The sequence below is a fragment of the Niabella pedocola genome (genome assembly GCF_021044425.1).
Taxonomy (GTDB): domain Bacteria; phylum Bacteroidota; class Bacteroidia; order Chitinophagales; family Chitinophagaceae; genus Niabella; species Niabella pedocola.
On sequence record NZ_JAJNEC010000004.1, the window covers coordinates 35,970 to 56,699 of the forward strand.

A 20,730-nucleotide genomic window follows, 5' to 3' on the forward strand; every position below is an offset into this window, starting at 1 on the left:
TCCGTTAATAAATCCCGTCTTATGATTCAACTACAAAAGTTCACCTTTTTTCTGAGATTCCGGCATCAAAAAGCAAATTTTGCCGGCCGGTTACATGAGTATGTTATTTACCGGAGTTATCGGTTCCGGCAGGTTTGTTTCTCCCAGCATGTCCCGGAGATCGATCTCGATCGTGCGGCTCATAGAGGTCATAGGGATATCATTTGCCCCTCCCTCAAAGGGATTTTCGGTGCTTTCCCCCACTTGTTCCAGTACCAGGAAGATCCAGCCCACCAATACACTAAAGGGTATAGCGAGCCACACAAACCCGTTGCCCAGTTTTGAAAATTCGCTGATAAACCCCAGGGGCAGCAACAAGGTGAGCAGGTATACAAAATACAGGTTGATGCTGGCAAACTGCCGGGGATAGGGAAAATTTTTGATCCGTTCACACTTGCCCTGTTGATCGTAAAGCTCTTTTAACAGCCGTTCCATCTCCACATAATTCAAATCGTTGATGCGTCCTTCCTGATTCAGTTGTGTTAATTGCGCCGATTGGGCAGCGATCAGCTGTGTGGCCCGGTTCTTCTTTTTTAAAATGGCACTGCATTCCGCTTCGCTCAGATAGGGCTGCAACACATCCTGCAGTTGCGTTTCCCATTCCGGCACCCGGTAGTGCTTTAAATAACGCCGGTTATAGCTTTTGGTTTTTACATGCTCCCAGCCGCGCGTTTCCCGCAGCTGGAAACGCAATGCCGCCAGCCACGCAAAATGACGATACAGCAGTGTTCTTTGTATACCCGCCTCCGCTGCTGTTTCTGTTCTTATAAAGTCCATTACCATGATACCCCAGGACCGGCTGCAATTAATGATGGCACCCCATATCTGCCGTGCTTCCCAAAGGCGGTTGTAGGTTTGGGTATTGCGGAAGCCGGCCACGAAGGCAGCCGCCGTACCAACAAGTGCTACCGGCACCCAGGGCACGGCCAGCCATTTCCACCCGGTGATATAATAGATTGCAGTGGGAATGCTGCTTACCAGCAGCATAAAACCGATCTTGGACCAGGTCCATGGAATAAATTCTCTCAGCCTGTAATGGGTTCCGGTATGCATTTTTTAAATGATTTGTTGATGTTGATTGCAACAGGGTTGTTTCATGGTTTCAGCGGATGGCGCAGCCATATGATGAGCAGGTTAAGTAGCAGGAAGGGCATTTCGATCAATGCACCTTTTATGTTGTTATCCAGTAGTTGTATGCAGGCGATGAGCAGGATGCCCGCCGCCATTATAAAATTGCCCCATAGAAATGTTTTGGGAAAAAGGATCAGTATAGCTGCCAGTATGGTAATCATCCCATTGATCTTTACCGCCATCGGGCCCATGCCCCCTTTCCCCAGTAACTCCAGCATCTCCGGTTTACCGGGAATCATCGCATATCCCTGTTTAAAGCCCATAAATACGGCGGCCAGTATCAGAATGATGTTTATGATTTTAAGGATCATGGTTTGTTATTTTAATATATTAAAGATAGCATATCCCTTCCGTTATACCGGACTGCTTTATAGTTTCCGGGCAAGGGAATTACCCGGGCGCCTGCAGCAATTTGGGCGCTGTACCCGGTTTAGTTTTAAATCAAGGGGAGCAGGCTCCCGTTGCTGGTACCTGCTCCCCTTTTTTGTGCTATAAAAATCGCATTAGCGGGTGGTATATCCTCCGTTTGCAAAGATGGTTTGTCCGGTGATCCACCAGCCACCGGTTACCAAAAACTCCACCAATGGCGCTATATCCTTAATGTCTGTTAAGCCGCCAAGTGCGGAGGCCGACTTATGATACGCCACCGCATCGGGTGATTCCTGGCCATAGAAGAAAGGGGTATCCATGGGGCCCGGTGCTACCGCCGTAACAGAAATACCTCTCCCTCCAAATTCTTTTGAAGCCATTCTTGTAAAATGTTCTACCGGCGCCTTTGCTCCGGCATAAGTAGCATACAGTCCGGTATAGGCTGCCAGCAGTGAGGTAACAATGGTACAGATCTTCCCGTGATCATTCAGCTTTTTCCCGGCTTCCTGTATAAAGAAGTACGCTACTTTGGAGTTAATATTAAACATGGTGTCATACTCCGCCTCAGTGGTATCCACAAAGGGCTTTTTCAATACCATGCCAACGGTGTTGATGGCGATATCGATGCCGCCAAACCGGGTAATTGCCTCGTCGAAAAGCCGGGTGATATTTTCCACCTTTGTGAGGTCTGCCTGAAACAGGAAGGCCTCCGCACCTGCTGCCTGCACGGCCGCCAGCGTTTCCTCACTGTCTGCCTTTGATGCTTCGCTGTTATAATGAATCGCAAGTTTCGCGCCCTGTGCCGCAAAACTACGGCTGAGTAACCCGCCCAGGTTTTTGCCGCCACCGGCAATCAGTACCACTTTTCCTTTTAGATCTTTTTGTGTCATACGGTTGTTTTTTGTTTAAAGAATCAATCAACAACCAAAGATCCGTTGCTATTGCAGCCCGGTTATGGTGAACTTTTCGGTTTTTTGTCCGGATGCTGTGCGCGGTAGGTTCCGGGTGTCATTCCCGTAAACTTCCGGAAAAATTTAGAGAAATTAGAAGGGTCGTAGGTCAGCTTCAACGCAATAACCGCAACGGACCAGTCTGTTTCCCGGAGCATCTGCCGGGCCCGATCGATGATTTTAAGATCATAAAAATAACAGGGATGATGTCCGGTGGTCTTCTGAACCGTGTCGGTTAGGTGTTGATGTGAAATAAAAAGCCGTGTAGCAATTTCAGCCAGCTGCATCATTTCTGCAGCATGTCCGCTTACCACGTCATCCAGGTGCTGATCCAGGAATTGAAGATAACGTTCTGTAATTTCCTCATTGCGCTTAATGGTCGTTTGTTTTTTATCCATGGTATGATCATTCATCAACCTGCCATTAGAAACGCTTCGCCGGTAATTTTATTATGCAGGTGGCGGGTTTGTCCCATTTTTTTGCCGGTTGAACCCATTTTTTCATATTTGCGGCACTGCTTGTTTTAATATTGTTTTAAAAACAAATCGCATGCACATAAAGTTCATTTTACTGCTACTGCTTGCCGGCACGCTTTCCTGCGGCAGCAATAACAGCACCCGTATTTCTATAAATGATCGCAATGGGGAGCTTCGCATCCAGGTTTATATCCGTAAAGGCTGGCGCAATGTGGTAAACTACGATCAAAGCTTTCCCAGCACCGGCATGAGTAAGGAACAGCGGGACCTGTTTGTAAGGCATATCGTGGATTCGTTAAAACAGCAATAGACAGGTATCAGAGTCCCATCCAGCGAAAAAAGGCCTCTTTATAATGCGTGCCGATTGGGACCTCTCTTTTTTCAACCAGGATCCGGTTTCCTTCAATACCGGAGATCTTGCGCTTATTGATGATATACGAGCGGTGCACCCGGGTAAACAAGGTTTCCGGCAGCATATTTTCGAGCAGTTTTAAATGCAGGCCTACCAATACTGCCCGGTCCTGCAAAAAGATCTTTGTAAAGTCGCGTTGGGCTTCAAAATAAAGCGTTTCATCAAAGTTCAGCCGGATGTGCCGGTTATCTACTTTCAGGAACAGATGATCCGATACAAGCGGTGCCGTGCCTGACGACTGCTCCCGGATGGTAACCACAGGGCTTGCCAACACTTCCTGCGCCTTTACAATGGCCTGGGTAAAGCGCTCGAAGGTGATCGGTTTCAGCAGATAGTCAGCCACCCTGAGATCGAATCCTTCCACCGCATAATGGGTGTAAGCGGTTGTAAGGATCACCACCGGCGGATGTTTGAGCGAGCGTAACAGCTCCAGCCCACTGATGCCCGGCATCTGGATATCGAGAAACATTACCTGGACGGTATTTTCCTGCAGGGCCTGCCAGGCTTCCGCTGCGTTGATGCACTCGTGCTGCACACACCAGTTGGGCAACCGGTTGAGGTGCTGTACCAGGATGTTTCTTGCCAGGGGTTCATCATCAACTATTATACACTGGATCATGGGCATTGTTAATTTCAATCACTACAGTATAGATGTCTTTTTCATTGCGGATCACAAAAGTATGATTCCCGCCATAATAATGTTGCAGCCGCCTGCGTATGTTATCAAGCCCGATTCCCCCGCCGCCGGCTGTTGCAGGTCCTGCTCCAACCGAATTGGCAACAGAGATATAGAGATATCCTTTCCGGAGGATCAGTTGCATCCAGATCCAGCTGCCGGAGCCAGGGGTATCCGGGCAAAACTTGAATGCATTTTCCAGAACGGGCATCAGCAACAACGGCGGAAAAAAGACGGAAGCATCATCGGCTTCAAAAGTAAAATTTACTAATGTATGATTCAATCGTATTTTCTCCAGTTCCATATAGTCCTGCAGCATCCGGATCTCCTTTCCAAGGGTATTTTCGTTGCCACCCTGGTACAGGGAATACCGCAGAAAACTGGCGAGCTGCGTTACAGCGGTGGCCGACCGTTTTTTGTCGTCGTTCAGGATCAGGCCGTAAATATTATTAAGCGTATTGAAAAGAAAGTGCGGAGCAATCTGGGAGCGGAGAAAATGCAGCTCCAGTTCTTTGTTCTCTTTTTCCAGCTTAACGGTGGTTAGCCGTTGCTGGAAATACGCCATCGCTATTTTTATACCAATGGGTATGGCGAGCTGTATCACCAGCTGATACAGGAATCCCAAACTGATCAAACGGGTGATTGCCGTATTGAGCAGTCCCCGGTCCAGGTAATTGTAGTAGTCGGGTTGCCTTACACGTAGTTCTTCCCAACAGGGCGCACACCCCTTCAGGATACGGATCTCCCAGAATGCATCCACAAAAACAAATATCCCGAATAAAAGCAGCGACCAGAAAATACCCTGCTTGTATTTTTTCCGGGCAAAGAAACGGGGGATGATTCCATACATCAGCGGGTAGAAAACAAAAGCAGCGCCAACGATGATCCGCAACGGGTTTAAAAACATGGCCGGTGCGATCTTCAGGCCTGAAACCGATACCAGACCGTAGTAAAACTGCAGCAGGTAAAAGGCCATCCAGAATAACGTATGCCGCAATACCCGCCGTACCGTTGTTTTAGAAATATATTTCCGTAAAGACCGCCGTTTCATCCCATAAAATTCGTGATTAAAGTTCAGCGGTCAAATTTTATCGACCAACGGGGCATTACCGGCAACCAACCGGAGGCCGGATCCAACAAAATGGCATCATGGCGCCATATTCCGTTAATCTGCCGCAACCGTGCGCTTGCTGCCGCCGGGCGTTCACTGGTCGATTCCATTTTCTTATCCGCCTCCATCAACGCTATTTTACAGAAAAAAACAATCATTATGTTTACTTTTTTAAGAGCTGCATACGAAAACCTGGCGCAAACAGGATCTCTTGTAGAAAGTTCCTCCCGGCTGGCCGGGCGAATGACCCGTATGGTGGATTTCAACGCCTCTGTACATATTGTAGAGCTGGGCGCCGGTACGGGAAGTATTACCCGGCATTTGCTGGAACAGATGAATATCCGCTCCCGGCTCACCGCATTTGAGATTAACCCGCAACTTTTTGATAAATTAAAAGCCATGCGACAGCACAATTTTGTGGCGGTCAATGATGATGTATGCCGGCTACAGCAATACCTGTGCAATGGTACGGTTGACTATGTCATTTCCGGACTGCCGCTGGCCAACCTGGATATGCGGACAAAAGCGCAGCTCCTTGAGGGCGTTAAAGCGCTATTAAAACCGGGCGGGCTTTACATCCAGTTCCAGTATTCACTGAATGACCGGGCCTTGTTGCGACGTACGTTCCCGCTTGTTCAGCTCGGTTTTGAGCCCATCAATATTCCCCCTGCCTTTATTTATTATGCACAGAAACATTAATCTCCGGGAACAAACGGTAAGGAAATGGGTCCGCATCCTGTGGGTGCTGCTGATTGCTGGAGGATTGCTCTTTTACCTGTACAACCGGCAATATTTTACACAGGAAGCCATTGCCGCTTTCCTGCTTCAATACCGGCAGCAGGTATGGCTGGTGTATTTCAGTATCTGTATCCTGAGGGGCCTATTCCTCCTGCCCTCCACCCCATTCCTTTTTGCAGGTATCCTGATCTTTAGAGACAGCCCCCTGCTACTGTTTGGGATATTTATGTTCAGCATTCTGGTAGTGGCCGCCTTTATTTACTATGCAGCGGGCTACCTGCGTTTTTCCGCCTTATCGGCAGCGCCAAAACTGCAGCGGATTCAACAGGGCCTGCAGGGTAAACAAGGATTTTGGCTGATCCTGGGCTGGGCCTTTATGCCGTTTACACCCACAGACCTGATTTGTTATGCTGCGGGACTGTTGCGCATCCGGTTCTGGCGGTGCATGCTGCCGCTGCTGCTGGGTGAGGCGGTGATCTGCGCGCTTTATATTATCAACGGAAGGCTGATGCTTTCCTGATCACTTGTGCGCTGTTAGGTGTTCGCCACAAAGGCTCGAAGACTCAAAGCAACACGAAGGTCCAATCTTTTCTTTGTGGTTCTTTGTGTCTTTCCGTCTTCGTGATTCTTATTGCGAGGGGCAAGCGTTCGCCACAAAGGCTCGAAGGCTCGAAGCAGCACGAAGGCCCAATCTTTTCTTTGTGTTTCTTTGTGTCTTTCCGTCTTCGTGGTTCTTACTACTTACAACAACCTAAAAAGCCGGGTTAACCGCTCTATACAAAAAACCCGGAACTGACTTTAGAAAAAGCCGGAGCCGGGCTTGATAACGAATTGCTTGTTTTAATAGTGTAAAATAAAAAAGAATATCCGGGTAAGCGTTCAATCCGGTTACCCGTTTTATAAACAAAATGATCCTAAATACAACCGGCACCATCGCCAGCCGGCTATTGACATCACCGGGTTTTTAACTCCAGGTTCACGGACTGCTGATTACGGATAATGGTTACGGGGATATGTCCCTTCCAGTTGCTGGAGCTATATATTTCCATAAGATCTTTCAGATTCTTTATGGCTTTCCCATCCGCACTGCGGATCACGTCTTTTTCCTGTAAGCCCGATATGGCCAGCAGACTTTTACTACCAGCAGCAATTACCACCACCCCGGTTTCATCGGGCAGGCCATAAGCCGAACGGTCGCCCAGGCCTTCAACGGATTTTACTTTGCCGCCCAGGAAATCGGCGATTGCTGTGGTGACACCTATCCCCCCGGTGTTTATTACAGGAATGGCAGGTTGCTGTGCCAGCTTTTTCAAAGCAGGAAGCTGTACACCAAAATGCATGGAAAAATTAACAAACCCGATCTTTAATGCCGGTGATCCCGGCACTACGGTATAATTGCCCTGAGCAGCATTCCTGAACCGGGGATCTCCAAAACGGCTGTGGCGATCCGTGCCGTTGTTTTGTGCCAGCTGCAGGGCCGCCGCATCCGGAAACAGGTTGGAATCTACAGCAAGCCCCCAGTATTTAATCTGTATCGGAAAGTATTTCTTCAGTACGATATTATGCCGGAATACATCGCCGCTGTTCCGGAACCATACATGCGGATGAAATGAATTATTCACCATAATATTGTTTTCAACAATCCGGTGAAAGCCTTCTCTTAGTTTAATACCTCCATTCAAACAGACATTATTATATATATGGTAATTGGAAGACCCATCATCCAGGTCAATATCCCATCCATGATCACAGCGGAAACGGTTGTTCCGGATAACGGTCTGCGCGCGGGCATCCAGCAGGATCAACTCCGGATGCAACGCCACGATGCTATCCATATAGCGCCGGTTAGCAGACCAATACCGGTCTCTGCCCCAGGAGTTGAAGGCACCATGATCACCCGTTTCGAGTACGGTATTGAACACATCATTGTGCTCCAGCAGGTGTCCGCCAAAAGCACCGTCACCAATGTTTAGTCCTGCACGGGGCGTATTATAGATGCTGTTATAACTTACCGTGATGGCAGCTGCCATTTCAATTTGCACACCGGTTGCCTGTTTTTCAATTTGCCCCAGGTCATGCAACAGGTTATCCGTTACCACACATTGCTGCGGATAATTGCTGTTAAGCGGACCGGGTGTTTGATCAAGCTGATCATACGATATATAGTCCTCATACCGGAATGAAGGCGAGCGCAGGGCTTTGGCATCGCCGATAAAACTAACGGCATTGGCGCCGATCCACGCAATATGGCAGCCACTGATTGTATCCCGTTTATTATAGTTGCTCACCATAATGGCATTGCCGCCAAGCTCCGTAAAATTGCAATTCTTAATCACACAGTTTTCTGTACCGTCCATTAACACCGCTCCGCCCCGGTAAATCGTCCAGTCGCTGCGCACTAATGGTTCGCGGGTTTCCATAAAACTGCGTTCATTGTGCAAAAAGTTAAGCCCTTCCAGGCGCACATGGCGCAGGGGGTTTTCGACCGTACCACTTAACACAATACTGTTCTTTAAAGCGGCTACCACGATGGAGGCCTCCGGCAACCGCAGGCCCTGGGCCGGGTAATAATATAATTCATTTTTTGAGCGATCCAGGAACCATTCACCGGGCGCATCCAGTTCTTCAAAAATATTCTCCACGAACCGGTATTGCGGATGCATCGGTGCCGGCCGGTTATTCTGCCAACCGCCGTCCAGCTCCAGGTTGCCATCCGGTTTTACCCCGGAGATGCGGTAATGAAAGCCGCCCCATTCATGGGCATGCAGGGCGTGTACATATCCGCCTGCCGGATTCTTCCACTGCCGGACCTTCTCTTTATTGATAGCATCGGCACTGGTACCATGAAATACCCGTGCGGAGCTGTCGTAATTGGGATAACGTGCCAATACCTGCAACCGGTTATTCACGTAGAGCTGTTCAAATACCAACCCGGCTGGTACCGCTGTTTTATAGATACCGTCACGATATGGTTCCCATCGCAGCTGTAAAGGCCTCCCGGCGCTAATCGTTACCTGTTCATTGTTATAAGCGGTAATGGCAAGGGCAGCTGCGTTGAATCTGGCGGCATCAATGATAACCGTTTTATCGAGATAATACGTACCGCCCCGAAGCAAAATTGTTGCTGCGCTTTTTCCGGCTGCCGCTACCGACAGGGCTTTTTGAAGCGTCCGGAACGGAGCGCTCAGTGTGCCGGCACTCTGGTCGTTTCCGGTGGTAGCTACAAAGATCTTTGTTTGGGCTCGTGCAGCCTGAAGCAGTACAGGCAGCAGGAGCAATAAAAGGATTATTGTTCTTTTTTTATGCATATGGGTTCCCGGGAATTACCGGCGATTGGTTTTAAAAATGAGATCTTTTTTCTCCAAATAAAATCCGGCAGACAGGCCCTGATATTTTCAGGGAGATTTTATGCGTGCCCTGTTACAATACGTTCTTTAACTTCACAACCAGCAACTCCCCCGGCAGTTCGCCCGGCTTAAACCCAGACAGATCTACCCAGCAGTCCTTACCAGCATTCTTCACCTTTACTTCCTTATTGTTGGCCAGCAGCACGGCAGTGGTATTTGCCGGTACATTCAGGTCTTTAATCACCAGCTTGTTTTGATAATCGGGCAACATACAGTACAGGTCCCGGCCTTTACGGGTAAAGAATAATTCGATATGTGCGGTATCCTTTTTAGGCGCTACCAGGGCTGCTGCGCTGTAGCCAGCCATATAACTTTTACCGCTTTTCCCGGGTATGGTTCCGGCGCTCCATTGTACCGGCCGGGTATACGCCTGCGTGCCGTAGATTGCGTCTCCGTTTACCTTTAACCAGTTACCGATGGCGGTCAGCCGTTGCTGCATGATCACCGGTATCCGTCCGTCTGCTGTTGGCCCGATATCCAGCAGCAGGTTCCCGCCCCTGGAAACAATATCCACCAGCATCAGGATCAGCTCACGCTCCGTTTTATAATCCGCTAATTTTTCGTTGCGGTTATACCCGTATGAATGTCCGATACCCTGGCTTTCTTCCCATACCCTGCTGGCATCCATGCCACCGCCATACTCGGAAGTGGTATAGGTAGCGCCGGTATTGTGCTCCCGGGTATTATTGCCCCACCGGTCGTTCACTACAACGTCCTTTGCAACCGGTGATTCATTGAATAACCAGGCCAGGAGTTCCGGGCTGTGCCAGGCCGTATCCGGCAAATCCCATTCGCCATCAGCAAAGATGAGCGAGGGTTTATATTTATTCACAAGATCTTTTAATTGTGGCAGCATGTGTTCGGTTACATACCGCTTGCGATCCTTTTGCCAAAGCGGGTTATACCATTCATACAGCGAATAGTAATAACCCATTTTAAGTCCGGCCGCTTTTACTGCTCCGGTAAGATCACCCAGGAGATCACGCCGCGGCGTTCCGGTTACGGCGTTCCAGGGCCGGCCCCAGCTGCGGTCGGCCTCCGCACTGTTCCAAAGGCAATAGCCCTCGTGGTGTTTGGAGGTAAGCACTACATAACGGGCTCCCGATGCTTTAAAAACATCGGCCCATTGCGTAGGATCAAAGAGTTCTGCTTTAAACATGGGTTCAAAGCGGGGATATTCGAAGTCTGCACCATAATTTTTGTTATGAAAGGGCATAAAGCTCTTATTCTTTTCAGCCAGCCGGTACCAGTACCATTCTGCATAGCTTTCACCACTGTTGGGGATCACCGGTGCATAGGATGGCACGGCATAAAGGCCCCAATGAATGAAAATGCCAAACTTGTCTTGTCCGAACCACTCCGGTATTTTACGGGTATTGAGTGAGGCCCAGTTGGGTTGATATTTTTGAGCGGCAACCGTGCAGCTCACCAGGATCAGGCAAAAGAGCAGGTACTTTTTTTTCACGTCGTTTTGAATTTTTATGTTAAGATGTATTCGAAAGATTGTCCTTCTTTTTTATACTACATGGCGCTACGTTATTGCGGTATCTAAACCGTTTGTCCGTCCTGTATCCATTTACGGTAACCGGCAGGCGTTGTATGCTGAATTTGTTTAAAAAATTTATGAAAATTAGCCGTTGTATTGTATCCGCATTCGTAACAGATAGCCGAAATGGATTGCGTTTCGTCCTGCAACAATTCACAGGCATAGCCGATCCTCAGTTCATTTAAAAACCGGGTAAAGGGTTTATTGGTACGGCTTTTAAAAAAACGGCAAAATGAATTTGTGGTCATATGGCAGAGGTCCGCAACTTCTTTTAACGGAATATCTCTTTTAAAGTTCTTTAACAGGTGCTGGTAAACGGTAAAGATGCGGCCTGCGTCTTTTTCGTCATAACGGTTATTGTACAACACCGTGGCCAGGGCGCTAAACTCTCCCGATGCGGTGAGCAGGTCAATTACCTTCAGAAAATCGATGATCTTTGCAATGCCTTCTGCTTCTGTAATCTTCGATAGCAGCTTTACCGCTTTCTTACGGGTTTCGCCATGAAACAGCATGCCCCTCCTGGATTTCTGGATCATCTGCTTAAACCGGTCCAGCGTGGCGGTTTCGTCTGTAAGATGGGAAAGAAAATCCGGATCGAAATAAATGGTGGTTGATTTTACAAAATCCAGCTCCGCATCGCTTCTCCAGATATGCGGCAGGTTGGGAGCCATCAGCACCAGGTCGTTTTTTTTAAAGTTGGAAACCGAATCGCCTACAATCCGCGTTCCGAATCCTTCCTCCACCCATACCAGCTCGCATAGATGATGAAAGTGAAAAGGACCGTCAAACCTCGATTTAACCGTTTTTTTTACCTGGATCTTCCCGGCCTTTGAAAAAATAATATCAACAAACTGTGGCTTCACGTTCCGAAAATGATCAACTGTTATTCCGCAAGCTGTAAAAATACCCGGAATAACATCCTGGCTGCAACCGTTCTGCTGGCTCGCATTGCCGTTTCCCGAGTACCCATTTTTACAAAATTCGCTTTATCAAAAGTAGGTCTTCAATGCATTTCCGCCATCGTTTTTCTTATCCGGTATATAAACTATTTTACCCTGATTCATCAAATGCATTACCCCAAAAGCACCCCCTGCAAATAAAAAACATGCAAACCTCGGGAATCCGCTACTGTTGCTTATCTTTCAGCCGGAAACTATCCGCTTATCAAAATTAATGTAATATGAAAAAAATCATCCTCCCCGTTGCCGTGCTGGCTATGTTTATTTTTGGTGCCTGCAACAGCGCGGGGCCGTCCAAAACCGAAACGACCGCTGAAAATAAGGAGCTTCCGGACGGAACGGCGATTCCCTTTACTCAGGCAACCCATTACTTCGTTCGCAACGATTTTAAAAATGGCCAGCTGGAGGATCCCCGGATTACCACGAAAGCCGGCTTTGATACCATTTTTGGAACGGCCACCACAATGGGAGGCAATGGGCAACCCACTCCTATCGATTTTACAAAGCAGGATGCGATTGCCGTGATCGATTCGGTATCGGACTATGCGGTTTCTTTTGAAAACACCACCCTTCAGAAAGATGGCGGTTACCTGGCGTTGTCGTATGATAAAATAAAAGGCGCCAAACAATCGTTTAGCACGCGCCCTTTTTTACTGTTGATCATCGATAAAAAATATAAACAAACGGTTATTCCTGTTATCAAGAAATAACCGTTTGCTGCATGCTGTTATTGTAAGATTACTGGGATACCAATCCTTTATTGTATAGCTGCTGATGCAGCCGGAACATTTTATCTTTAGGAAATTTCAACACCTTCCGGTCGTAGGTAAACAGACCGTTCGTTTCAATTTCCACGTCGGTGGTTTGCGTGTAAACAGCGGCAGAAAGCCCCCATTTTATCAGATCAGGGATCGAGCTGATCATCTCACTGTACTGCTCAAACAGTTTTTCGTTATTATCAAATGAGCGGTATCCCCAGTTGCCTTTATCGAGCCAGAGATGCTCTTTTACAGGCAGCCCCAGGCCGCCAAACTCACCCAGCACCAGTATTTGCTTTTGCCCGTAAATTTCCGGATCGGGCATTGCCGGTCCCGGATAATAATGCAGATCCACCACGGGGCTCACCCCCACAAAAAAGTTACCGCCGCTCATACCGTTCACGATCCGCGAGGGGTCCTGCTTCATGGTCCAGTCTACGATCTCTTTTGTTTTGAACTGGCCCCAGGCTTCATTGAAAGGTACCCATATCACGATGGATGGATAATTGTGAAGCGCCTCCATAATGGCAGTCCATTCTTTGCGGTAAAAAGCTTCCGATGCGGCACTCCGGTCTTTATCAAATACCAGTCCGGGCACCTGTGCTTTCAGCAGATGGGAATCATCTACTTTTTTGCCTGCCGGCATTTTTACACGCAGCTGCTGCGACCAAATGTTTCCACCCCGGTCGCCGCTGGGCATATCCTGCCAAACCAGTACACCCAGCTGATCACAGTAATGATACCAGCGTGCGGGTTCTATTTTTATATGCTTACGGATCATATTAAAACCCAAGGCCTTGGTTTGCTCCACATCAAATTTCAGGGCCTCGTCAGTGGGGGCAGTATACAATCCATCCGGCCACCAGCCCTGATCCAGCGGTCCGTATTGAAAAAGGAACTGGTTGTTAAGCATCAGCCGTTGAATGCCATTGGCGTCTTTTGCCATCGATATCTTACGCATGCCAAAATAGGAAGTAACCTCATCCACGTTCTTTCCCTTCCGCTTCACTGCCACTTTCAGATCATATAAGAAGGGCGCCTGTGGCGACCATAATTTGGGGTCGGGAATCCGAAGCACGATATGCTGGCCATCTGCTGAAGCCTGTGTGGCTACCTGTTTTTTTCCGTCCCAGGCAGAAACCTGGATTTCATCACCGGGTTGAAGGCCAGCGGCATTTACCGTTACCTGTAGTTGCTGCTGGTCGATATCCGGTGTTTGTTTGGTAGATACAATATAGGTTTCCGGCACACTTTCGAGCCATACGGTCTGCCAGATACCCGTAACCGGTGTATACCAGATCCCGTGCGGATTTTTAACCTGTTTTCCTGCGGGTTGAGGTCCATCATCGGTGGGATCCCATACCCGTACCGTAACCGACTGGCGGGTTCCCTTTTTAAGGGCGGCTGTTATATCAATGGAAAAAGGATCATAGCCACCTTCATGCTCACCAACCTTGATGCCATTCACGTAGATCTGCGCGGCCCAGTCAACTGCACCAAAATGCAGGAACAGTTTTCCTTTACGCATGGAAGCAGGCACTTCGATTATCCGGTTATACCACAATACACTATCTTTTCCTACGGTTTTGCCAACACCGCTTAGCGCCGATTCAATTGCGTAAGGTACCAGGATATCGCCCTCGTATTGTCCGGGAATGGCGTCTCCTCCACTTTTGGGTAGTACCGTGTACTGCCACAGTCCGTTTAAATTTTTCCAGTTATGGTTACGTACCAGCTGAGGACGCGGATACTCCGGCAAAGGGCTTGCCGCGTTTACCTTTTCCGCCCAGGGCGTTGTAATTTTTCCACTAACCGGTTTCCATTGGGCATTGAGGCCGGTTGCGCCGATCACGGCAGCAAACAGCAGATAGAACATTTTCTTTTTCACTTGATTGTTGGTAATTGTTTAAATTTATCGTTAATGCTGGTTATACGGCTTATCGTATTTCGGCAAATCAATTCTTTCAAAAATACAACTCCGGGAGGTAAAAAACAACCCCGGGAACCTACACATCAAAACAGCAGCGTTGAAAACAAACACAAGTACCAAACAACAACCATTGAACCGCATCTAATGCAGGGTAAGCCATTTAAAAACCTCGCGGGTGATCAGCGGAACATTCACCGCAAGATCATCAAGCGTACAATAACGCATCGCCTTTACAATGCTTGAGTTGTTGTGCCGGCAAACCAGGCACATTCTTAAAACATATGCACTATCTGCTATATCGGGAATTATACCATTCAACGAATTAAAAACCGCTTCCGCGCGGTCTTTATCCCCGCCAATAAAAAAATGGCAGTAGGATATATATCCATCAGGGGTTTTCATATCTACCACAATATAGAATGCTGTCTTATTCATAACACAACACAGTAGTATTTGTATTTTATGCCTAACAAACAGATCATCGCCATGCGGCTTAATATAACAGGAATATTTTGCCCGGGCTGGCCCAAAAGTCTGCTTTCGTTAATGGGCTTTCCGTCCGCACTTGCAGATCAGGGTCTATATTAAATGCCGGAACAAATGCATTGATAAAAAGAGCGCTTTTGACCAGCTCCGTGGCAAAACAAATTTAAAGCAGCGCAACCAGGGCATTGCGGAATAGGTAAGCATTCATCATGTTCCAGGTATCTTTATGCCCAAAAATATACCTGTACCGGCGCCCATGAAGCGGCGCTTTTAGCTCCGGAACCAGGTACCCCGATATCCGTTTGGTTACGGCTGCCTGCTATGACCGGACTCAGGCCGGCATACAATCCGGCATTTTCCCCGGCTGCAACCGGTCGGTTACGATACAGTATTTTTTACCATTGATCTCTTCCATATGCCATACCCATTCTTTAATGTTAAAAGAGGCCGTTAAGGAAGAAAGATACTGAATGGCATCCCCGGTAAAAGTTACCGGCAAAAAATGGCGTGAATCTTTGTCAAAAAAACCGACATTGTTTTCTTTCGTTACAGGTCTCATACGATTACATTATTTAAACATTAAAAAAATGACGTTTAAATACAGTACCGCATTTTGTTCGTACTGGGTGCTTTCACGGTCTGGTATTTAACAACCACGTTTGATATACTAAACAACCGGAAAACAAAAAGGTTCAATGGTTTTTCGGGTATTAATGGTCTTTTAATCTTGTTGCGTCCAGGTTAGTCTGGAAACGGGAAATCCCAAATCCCGGGCAATGCGTAGGTAGCTTTCTTTTACCGCTGCCGGCATGGTTTTTTGCCGTGAGAGCAGCCAAAGATAGTTCCTGTTTTTACCGCAAACAAGCGCATACTGGTATGCCGGATCAATGGCAATGATGTTATAACCCGCATAGAAAGGACCAAAAAAAGATACGCCCAAACGCCCCGTTTGCTCGTCTGCTATAAATTTTGCTTTCCCGGTGGATTGCTTCCATTTGTAATTGCGGTAATCGAAGCCGCGGTTGATTACCTGTATGCTGCCATCATCCCGGGCCGTGTACCTTGCAGATACCCGGCTCAGGTGTTTTTCAAAATAAAAATCAAAACGGGCTATTTCGTACCAGCGCCCCAGGTACCGGTTCTTATCAAAGCCCGTTATCGCTTTAACACCCCTGGGTATAGTACGTTGTTTTATAATGGCGGTAATCGCCGCTCCGAGGGCCACCAGCACCAGTCCTTTCACAAGTTGCTTTTTTTGCATAACGCTTGTTTTAATGATTGCGGTCACCATTCTTTAAAGAGGGTCTATCCGATCTATCTCAAAAGTTATGCCTGGAATGCATGCGGAAAAGAGCAGTTGCAAAAAAATCCACCTGGCAACTGCGGCGGACAGGGCTATATCCTGACAGCCGTCGATGTGTATGCAATTCATTTACATTGAACGGTACAGGGGGTATAGTACACTGCAACCCGACTTTCAGAAATAAAAAAGCGCTCCTCAATTTGTGAGGAGCGCTTTTAAAACCGGCATACCGGTTATTGTACGTTCAGTTGTTTAGACGCATCTTTTTTCTCAAGATTCACCACGCCGGTGGTTCCGCCGCCTTTCAGCGTCAACTCTACGGGAGCGTTGGTTTTCCAGGCGCCGCGGGTAAAGTCCGGAATATCTACACTGGAAGAGCGTTTGGCAATAGACCGGCCGCTCAATGGGAATATGCAACTCCAGGCCACTCCGTCATACACATCCTGATCCAGCGGCAAACCGTTGCGCAAACAGTCGATCAACCGCCAGTCCATCATAAAATCCATACCGCCATGCCCACCGATCTGTTTGGCGAGGTCACCAATTTTGCGAACGATCTCGGGCGTATATTGTTCGTAAAGTTTTTTCAGTTCTTCATTGCTGATCCATTCATGACCGAAGGCAATGCGCTCCGGATCGGGCCATTTCTGCGCTACACCTTTCGTACCGCTCACGAGGTGGATACGGGAGTACGGGCGGGGTGACGTTACATCATGCTGAATCATGATGGTTTTGCCTTTATTGGTTTTAATGGTAGTGGTGTTCATATTGCCGCGGTATGGTTTGCCTACGAACTGCTGAAAGTAAGGATCCTTAGCGGCAAGATCTTTTGCCATCTGCCCCATCTGGAAGTCGTTGCTGGACACAGATACCAGCCAGTCCATTTTATCACCGCGGTTAATGTTCATACACTGCGCTACAGGACCGAGACCGTGCGTGGGATACAGGCAGCCGTTGTGTTCATAATTCTGACGGAGCCGCCACATATTCTGATAACCTTTGTCTTTTTTGAAATTAAGATCCCGCAGGTCATGGATGTATGCACCCTCGGCATGTACCAGGTCACCAAACATGCCCTGGCGGGCCATATTGAGGGTCAGCAGCTCGAAGAAATCATAGCAACAGTTTTCGAGCATCATGCAATGTTTGCGGGTACGTTCGGAAGTTTCCACCAGTTTCCAGCAATCTTCCAGGGTAAGTGCAATCGGCACTTCGGAAGCGGCATGACAGCCATTTTCCATAGCAAAAAGAGCCATGGGGGTATGTAGACTCCAGGGGGTAGTGATGTATACCAGGTCCAGTTTTTCTTTCCGGATCATATCTTTCCATCCGTTTTCGCCGGAATATTCTTTCGCAGCAGGACGACCGGTTTTCTGCACCAGGGCATTGGATTTGGTGGCGCGCTCAGGAATCAGGTCACAGATAGCAACGATCTCCACACCGTCAATGTGCGACATGCGTTGCACCGCACCCGGGCCGCGCATACCCTGCCCGATAAAACCGATCCGAACCTTATCAATCTTTGGCGCGCGGTAGCCACTCATATTAAAACGGGCAGCATTTTTTTCATGTTCAAAAGAGCGCTGCATCGATTCGTCGGTAACGGCCAGGGCAGGCAGATTTACGGCAAGTGCGCCGGTTCCCACAGCAATGTGTTTAAGAAAGCTTCTTCGGTTACTCATAATGGAAGTATTTTGTTATTTAGAATGCTAAAAATAGCTATTATAATACTATAGCCTTTGTGCAAACGGTTGCTCTTGTATTTTCGCTTCATCCCGGTGTTCCCTGAAAGAGCTGCCGGGATTGAATATAACAGGCATGATGCTCCGCAGAGATCCGCTCGAGACCTTCAGCGAAAGACAACTCCCCTTCCCCCTGGTATCTCCTGAAAGGGACGCCGGTAATGGAATATAACAAGCAGGTCCGCTGCGGAAATCCTGCGGAGAAAATCACGGCCGTGTTATGGCCGGGGCGTCATTTGTTACTTCAGATTATAAAGATGAGCAGCGCACTGCCTGTAGTCGGGCCCTTTTAACAGGGATACCGGCTCTGCAGTAGCATACGATTCAATACCATTTTCTTAAGTGATTTTTATGATTGCCACAAATGCACAGATTGCGCCTGCCGCGCCTTTTCTGCTATATTTTTGGGTTGGGTTAAAGCTGATGTTGAATAATCTGCACATCTGCGGTTCTAAGGGAACGATATTGAAATACGCTTGCCCGCATATTTAAAAAAAATCCCGGTAATTGCTTACCGGGATCACTTTCTGCTATCAAATTATTTATTTCACTTCTTCAAAAGGAACATCCGTAACATCATCAGCACCACCTGCGTTTCCGCCGGCAGCCTGATCACCTCCGGGCTGGCCAGCCTGGGCTTGCGCTCCGTCGGCACCTTGTCCGGATTTATAGATATCCTCGCTGGCCGCTGTCCAGGCAGCATTCAGTTCTTCAGTAGTCTTATCAATAGCAGCAATATCCTGCTGCTTATGGGCATCTTTTAATTTGGTAACGGCACCTTCAATCACAGCTTTCTTATCTGCAGGAACCTTATCACCGTATTCTTTCAGCTGTTTTTCTGTTTGGAATACCAGGCTGTCGGCCGCATTCAATTTATCGATCTTTTCACGCTCTGCCTTATCCGTTGCTTCATTCGCCTTTGCCTCAGCCTTCATTTTTTCTACCTCTTCCTTGCTTAAGCCGCTTCCTGCTTCAATATGGATCTTCTGCTCTTTACCGGTTCCTTTATCTTTCGCCGTTACGTGCATGATACCATTCGCATCGATATCAAAGATCACTTCAATCTGCGGTACACCTCTCGGGGCCGGCGGAATGCCATCCAGGTTAAAGATTCCCAGGCTCTTATTGTCTTTCGCCATGGAACGCTCACCCTGCAATACATGGATCTGTACGCCCGGCTGGTTATCGCTGGCAGTAGAAAACACTTCCGACTTTTTGGTAGGAATGGTGGTATTGGAAGGGATCAGGGTAGTCATTACACCGCCCATGGTTTCAATACCTAAAGAAAGCGGTGTTACATCCAGTAACAACACATCTTTTACCTCCCCGGTTAAAACAGCACCCTGGATGGCTGCACCAATAGCTACTACTTCATCGGGGTTTACACCACGGTTTGGTTTTTTACCAAAGAATTTTTCTACAATTTCCTGTACTTTGGGGATACGGGTACTACCACCTACAAGGATCACTTCGTCGATCTCTGAAGGATTCATGCCTGCATCTTTCAATGCTGCCTCACAGGGTTTTAAACAACGTGCAAACAGGTTATCTGCCAGTTGCTCAAATTTAGCGCGGGTGAGCTTTTTTACCAGGTGCTTGGGCACGCCGTCAACTGCTGTAATATAGGGCAGGTTGATTTCGGTTTCGCTGGAGGAAGACAATTCGATCTTAGCCTTTTCAGCGGCTTCCTTCAAACGCTGTAATGCCATTGGATCTTTTCTTAAATCAATGCCTTCTTCCGATTTAAATTCTTCAGCCAGCCAGTCCATGATCACTTTATCAAAATCATCACCCCCCAGGTGTGTATCCCCGTTGGTAGATTTTACTTCAAACACCCCATCACCCAGCTCCAGCACAGAAATATCGAATGTACCGCCACCCAGGTCAAACACAGCAATTTTATGATCTTTACCACCTTTATCAAGCCCGTAAGCCAATGCAGCGGCAGTAGGTTCGTTTACAATACGGCGTACCGTTAACCCGGCAATTTCACCGGCTTCTTTTGTAGCCTGGCGTTGCGCATCGTTAAAATAAGCGGGAACGGTGATCACCGCCTCGGTTACTTCCTGGCCCAGGTAATCCTCGGCTGTTTTTTTCATTTTCTGTAATACCATCGCAGAAATTTCCTGCGGGGTATATAAACGTCCGTCAATATCGATACGAACGGTATTATTGTCACCCTGGGCAACTTTGTAGCTCCAGTGGCTGATCTCTTCAGAAACCTCATCAAAACGGCGGCCCATAAACCGCTTTACAGACATGATGGTGTTTTGCGGGTTGGTGATGGCCTGTCTTTTTGCAGGATCCCCTACTTTCCGCTCGCCGTTTTTCAAAAATGCAACAACGGATGGGGTTGTACGGCGCCCTTCATCGTTGGCAATCACCACCGGCTCGTTACCTTCCATTACCGCAACGCAGCTGTTGGTGGTTCCTAAGTCAATACCAATAATTTTACCCATAATATTTAAATTTCTCCTTTTATTAAAAATTACCACAATCTGTGGCAGAATTTAACTTTCAATGATTATGCCGCAGTACCCAAATATGAAAAAATGTCAGAAATCTGTGTAATCACCTTGCAACCAGACGTCCTGACGGGGAAAGGCCGCCGTATCCTGTCATTTTAGAGGCTCAACAACAGGCAGTTACAGTCCGCGGCATGTAAAACTACTCAATTTTCAATATCCCGGTGCGCTT

Annotated in this window: 20 protein-coding genes; 4 read left to right on the forward strand and 16 right to left on the reverse strand. The window is 47.8% G+C overall.

Annotated elements, in window-relative coordinates:
• Positions 1-90: 90 nt before the first annotated feature.
• The 4 genes from LQ567_RS03940 to LQ567_RS03955 all read right to left on the reverse strand — a co-directional run bounded on the left by LQ567_RS03940 (position 91) and on the right by LQ567_RS03955 (position 2,887).
• Positions 91-1,092, reverse strand: coding sequence for a bestrophin family protein (locus tag LQ567_RS03940; protein WP_231002804.1), 1,002 nt, complete (start codon positions 1,090-1,092; stop codon positions 91-93).
• A gap of 41 nt (positions 1,093-1,133) precedes the next feature.
• Positions 1,134-1,481 (reverse strand): hypothetical protein, encoded by a 348-nt coding sequence (locus LQ567_RS03945; RefSeq protein WP_231002805.1) that lies wholly within the window; start codon positions 1,479-1,481, stop codon positions 1,134-1,136.
• A gap of 192 nt (positions 1,482-1,673) precedes the next feature.
• Positions 1,674-2,429, reverse strand: a complete 756-nt coding sequence (locus LQ567_RS03950) for an SDR family oxidoreductase (protein WP_231002806.1) — start codon at positions 2,427-2,429, stop codon at positions 1,674-1,676.
• Positions 2,430-2,491: 62 nt separating this feature from the next.
• Positions 2,492-2,887, reverse strand: a complete 396-nt coding sequence (locus LQ567_RS03955; protein WP_231002807.1) for a helix-turn-helix domain-containing protein — start codon at positions 2,885-2,887, stop codon at positions 2,492-2,494.
• A gap of 151 nt (positions 2,888-3,038) precedes the next feature.
• Here LQ567_RS03955 and LQ567_RS03960 point away from each other — a divergent pair, with 151 nt between their 5' ends.
• Positions 3,039-3,275: a hypothetical protein gene (locus LQ567_RS03960; RefSeq protein WP_231002808.1), complete on the forward strand. Its 237-nt coding sequence runs from the start codon at positions 3,039-3,041 to the stop codon at positions 3,273-3,275.
• A 7-nt stretch (positions 3,276-3,282) separates the two neighbouring features.
• On the opposite strand, the gene LQ567_RS03965 is transcribed toward LQ567_RS03960, so the two are convergent.
• From LQ567_RS03965 to LQ567_RS03975, 3 genes are read right to left on the reverse strand one after another with little or no spacing between them, the layout of a single operon-like run.
• The gene (locus tag LQ567_RS03965) at positions 3,283-3,996 is read right to left on the reverse strand and encodes a LytR/AlgR family response regulator transcription factor (RefSeq protein ID WP_231002809.1); all 714 of its coding nucleotides are present in this window, start codon (positions 3,994-3,996) and stop codon (positions 3,283-3,285) included.
• The gene (locus LQ567_RS03970) at positions 3,974-5,104 is read right to left on the reverse strand and encodes a sensor histidine kinase (RefSeq protein WP_231002810.1); all 1,131 of its coding nucleotides are present in this window, start codon (positions 5,102-5,104) and stop codon (positions 3,974-3,976) included. The genes LQ567_RS03965 and LQ567_RS03970 overlap by 23 nt, the downstream gene beginning before the upstream one ends.
• A gap of 23 nt (positions 5,105-5,127) precedes the next feature.
• Positions 5,128-5,322: a hypothetical protein gene (locus LQ567_RS03975; protein WP_231002811.1), complete on the reverse strand. Its 195-nt coding sequence runs from the start codon at positions 5,320-5,322 to the stop codon at positions 5,128-5,130.
• A gap of 1 nt (position 5,323) precedes the next feature.
• Here LQ567_RS03975 and LQ567_RS03980 point away from each other — a divergent pair, with 1 nt between their 5' ends.
• A complete protein-coding gene (locus LQ567_RS03980) occupies positions 5,324-5,863 on the forward strand; it encodes a class I SAM-dependent methyltransferase (RefSeq protein ID WP_231002812.1) in 540 nt (179 codons plus the stop codon).
• On the forward strand, positions 5,847-6,422 hold the full coding sequence (locus tag LQ567_RS03985; RefSeq protein WP_231002813.1) for a TVP38/TMEM64 family protein: 576 nt from the start codon (positions 5,847-5,849) through the stop codon (positions 6,420-6,422). Before LQ567_RS03980 ends, LQ567_RS03985 begins: the two co-directional genes overlap by 17 nt.
• 433 nt (positions 6,423-6,855) lie before the next feature.
• Here LQ567_RS03985 and LQ567_RS03990 read toward each other — a convergent pair whose 3' ends face one another.
• The 3 genes from LQ567_RS03990 to LQ567_RS26165 form a co-directional block, all read right to left on the reverse strand.
• Entirely contained in the window at positions 6,856-9,210 is a 2,355-nt protein-coding gene (locus LQ567_RS03990) for a PDZ domain-containing protein (RefSeq protein ID WP_231002814.1), read from the reverse strand.
• A 112-nt stretch (positions 9,211-9,322) separates the two neighbouring features.
• The gene (locus tag LQ567_RS03995; protein ID WP_231002815.1) at positions 9,323-10,774 is read right to left on the reverse strand and encodes an alpha-L-fucosidase; all 1,452 of its coding nucleotides are present in this window, start codon (positions 10,772-10,774) and stop codon (positions 9,323-9,325) included.
• Positions 10,775-10,857: 83 nt separating this feature from the next.
• The gene (locus tag LQ567_RS26165) at positions 10,858-11,718 is read right to left on the reverse strand and encodes an AraC family transcriptional regulator (RefSeq protein WP_231002816.1); all 861 of its coding nucleotides are present in this window, start codon (positions 11,716-11,718) and stop codon (positions 10,858-10,860) included.
• A gap of 317 nt (positions 11,719-12,035) precedes the next feature.
• Here LQ567_RS26165 and LQ567_RS04005 point away from each other — a divergent pair, with 317 nt between their 5' ends.
• Positions 12,036-12,524 (forward strand): hypothetical protein, encoded by a 489-nt coding sequence (locus LQ567_RS04005; RefSeq protein WP_231002817.1) that lies wholly within the window; start codon positions 12,036-12,038, stop codon positions 12,522-12,524.
• A gap of 28 nt (positions 12,525-12,552) precedes the next feature.
• On the opposite strand, the gene LQ567_RS04010 is transcribed toward LQ567_RS04005, so the two are convergent.
• The 6 genes from LQ567_RS04010 to dnaK form a co-directional block, all read right to left on the reverse strand.
• Positions 12,553-14,460, reverse strand: coding sequence for a glycoside hydrolase family 2 protein (locus LQ567_RS04010; protein WP_231002818.1), 1,908 nt, complete (start codon positions 14,458-14,460; stop codon positions 12,553-12,555).
• Positions 14,461-14,643: 183 nt separating this feature from the next.
• A complete protein-coding gene (locus LQ567_RS04015) occupies positions 14,644-14,937 on the reverse strand; it encodes a hypothetical protein (RefSeq protein ID WP_231002819.1) in 294 nt (97 codons plus the stop codon).
• Positions 14,938-15,319: 382 nt separating this feature from the next.
• Positions 15,320-15,547, reverse strand: coding sequence for a hypothetical protein (locus tag LQ567_RS04020; protein WP_231002820.1), 228 nt, complete (start codon positions 15,545-15,547; stop codon positions 15,320-15,322).
• Between the two features lie 162 nt (positions 15,548-15,709).
• A complete protein-coding gene (locus LQ567_RS04025; RefSeq protein ID WP_231002821.1) occupies positions 15,710-16,249 on the reverse strand; it encodes a lipocalin family protein in 540 nt (179 codons plus the stop codon).
• Between the two features lie 275 nt (positions 16,250-16,524).
• Complete coding sequence (locus LQ567_RS04030; RefSeq protein ID WP_231002822.1) at positions 16,525-17,973, reverse strand: Gfo/Idh/MocA family protein; 1,449 nt, start codon at positions 17,971-17,973, stop codon at positions 16,525-16,527.
• A 602-nt stretch (positions 17,974-18,575) separates the two neighbouring features.
• Positions 18,576-20,492, reverse strand: coding sequence for a molecular chaperone DnaK (dnaK, locus tag LQ567_RS04035; RefSeq protein WP_231002823.1), 1,917 nt, complete (start codon positions 20,490-20,492; stop codon positions 18,576-18,578).
• Positions 20,493-20,730: the final 238 nt, after the last annotated feature.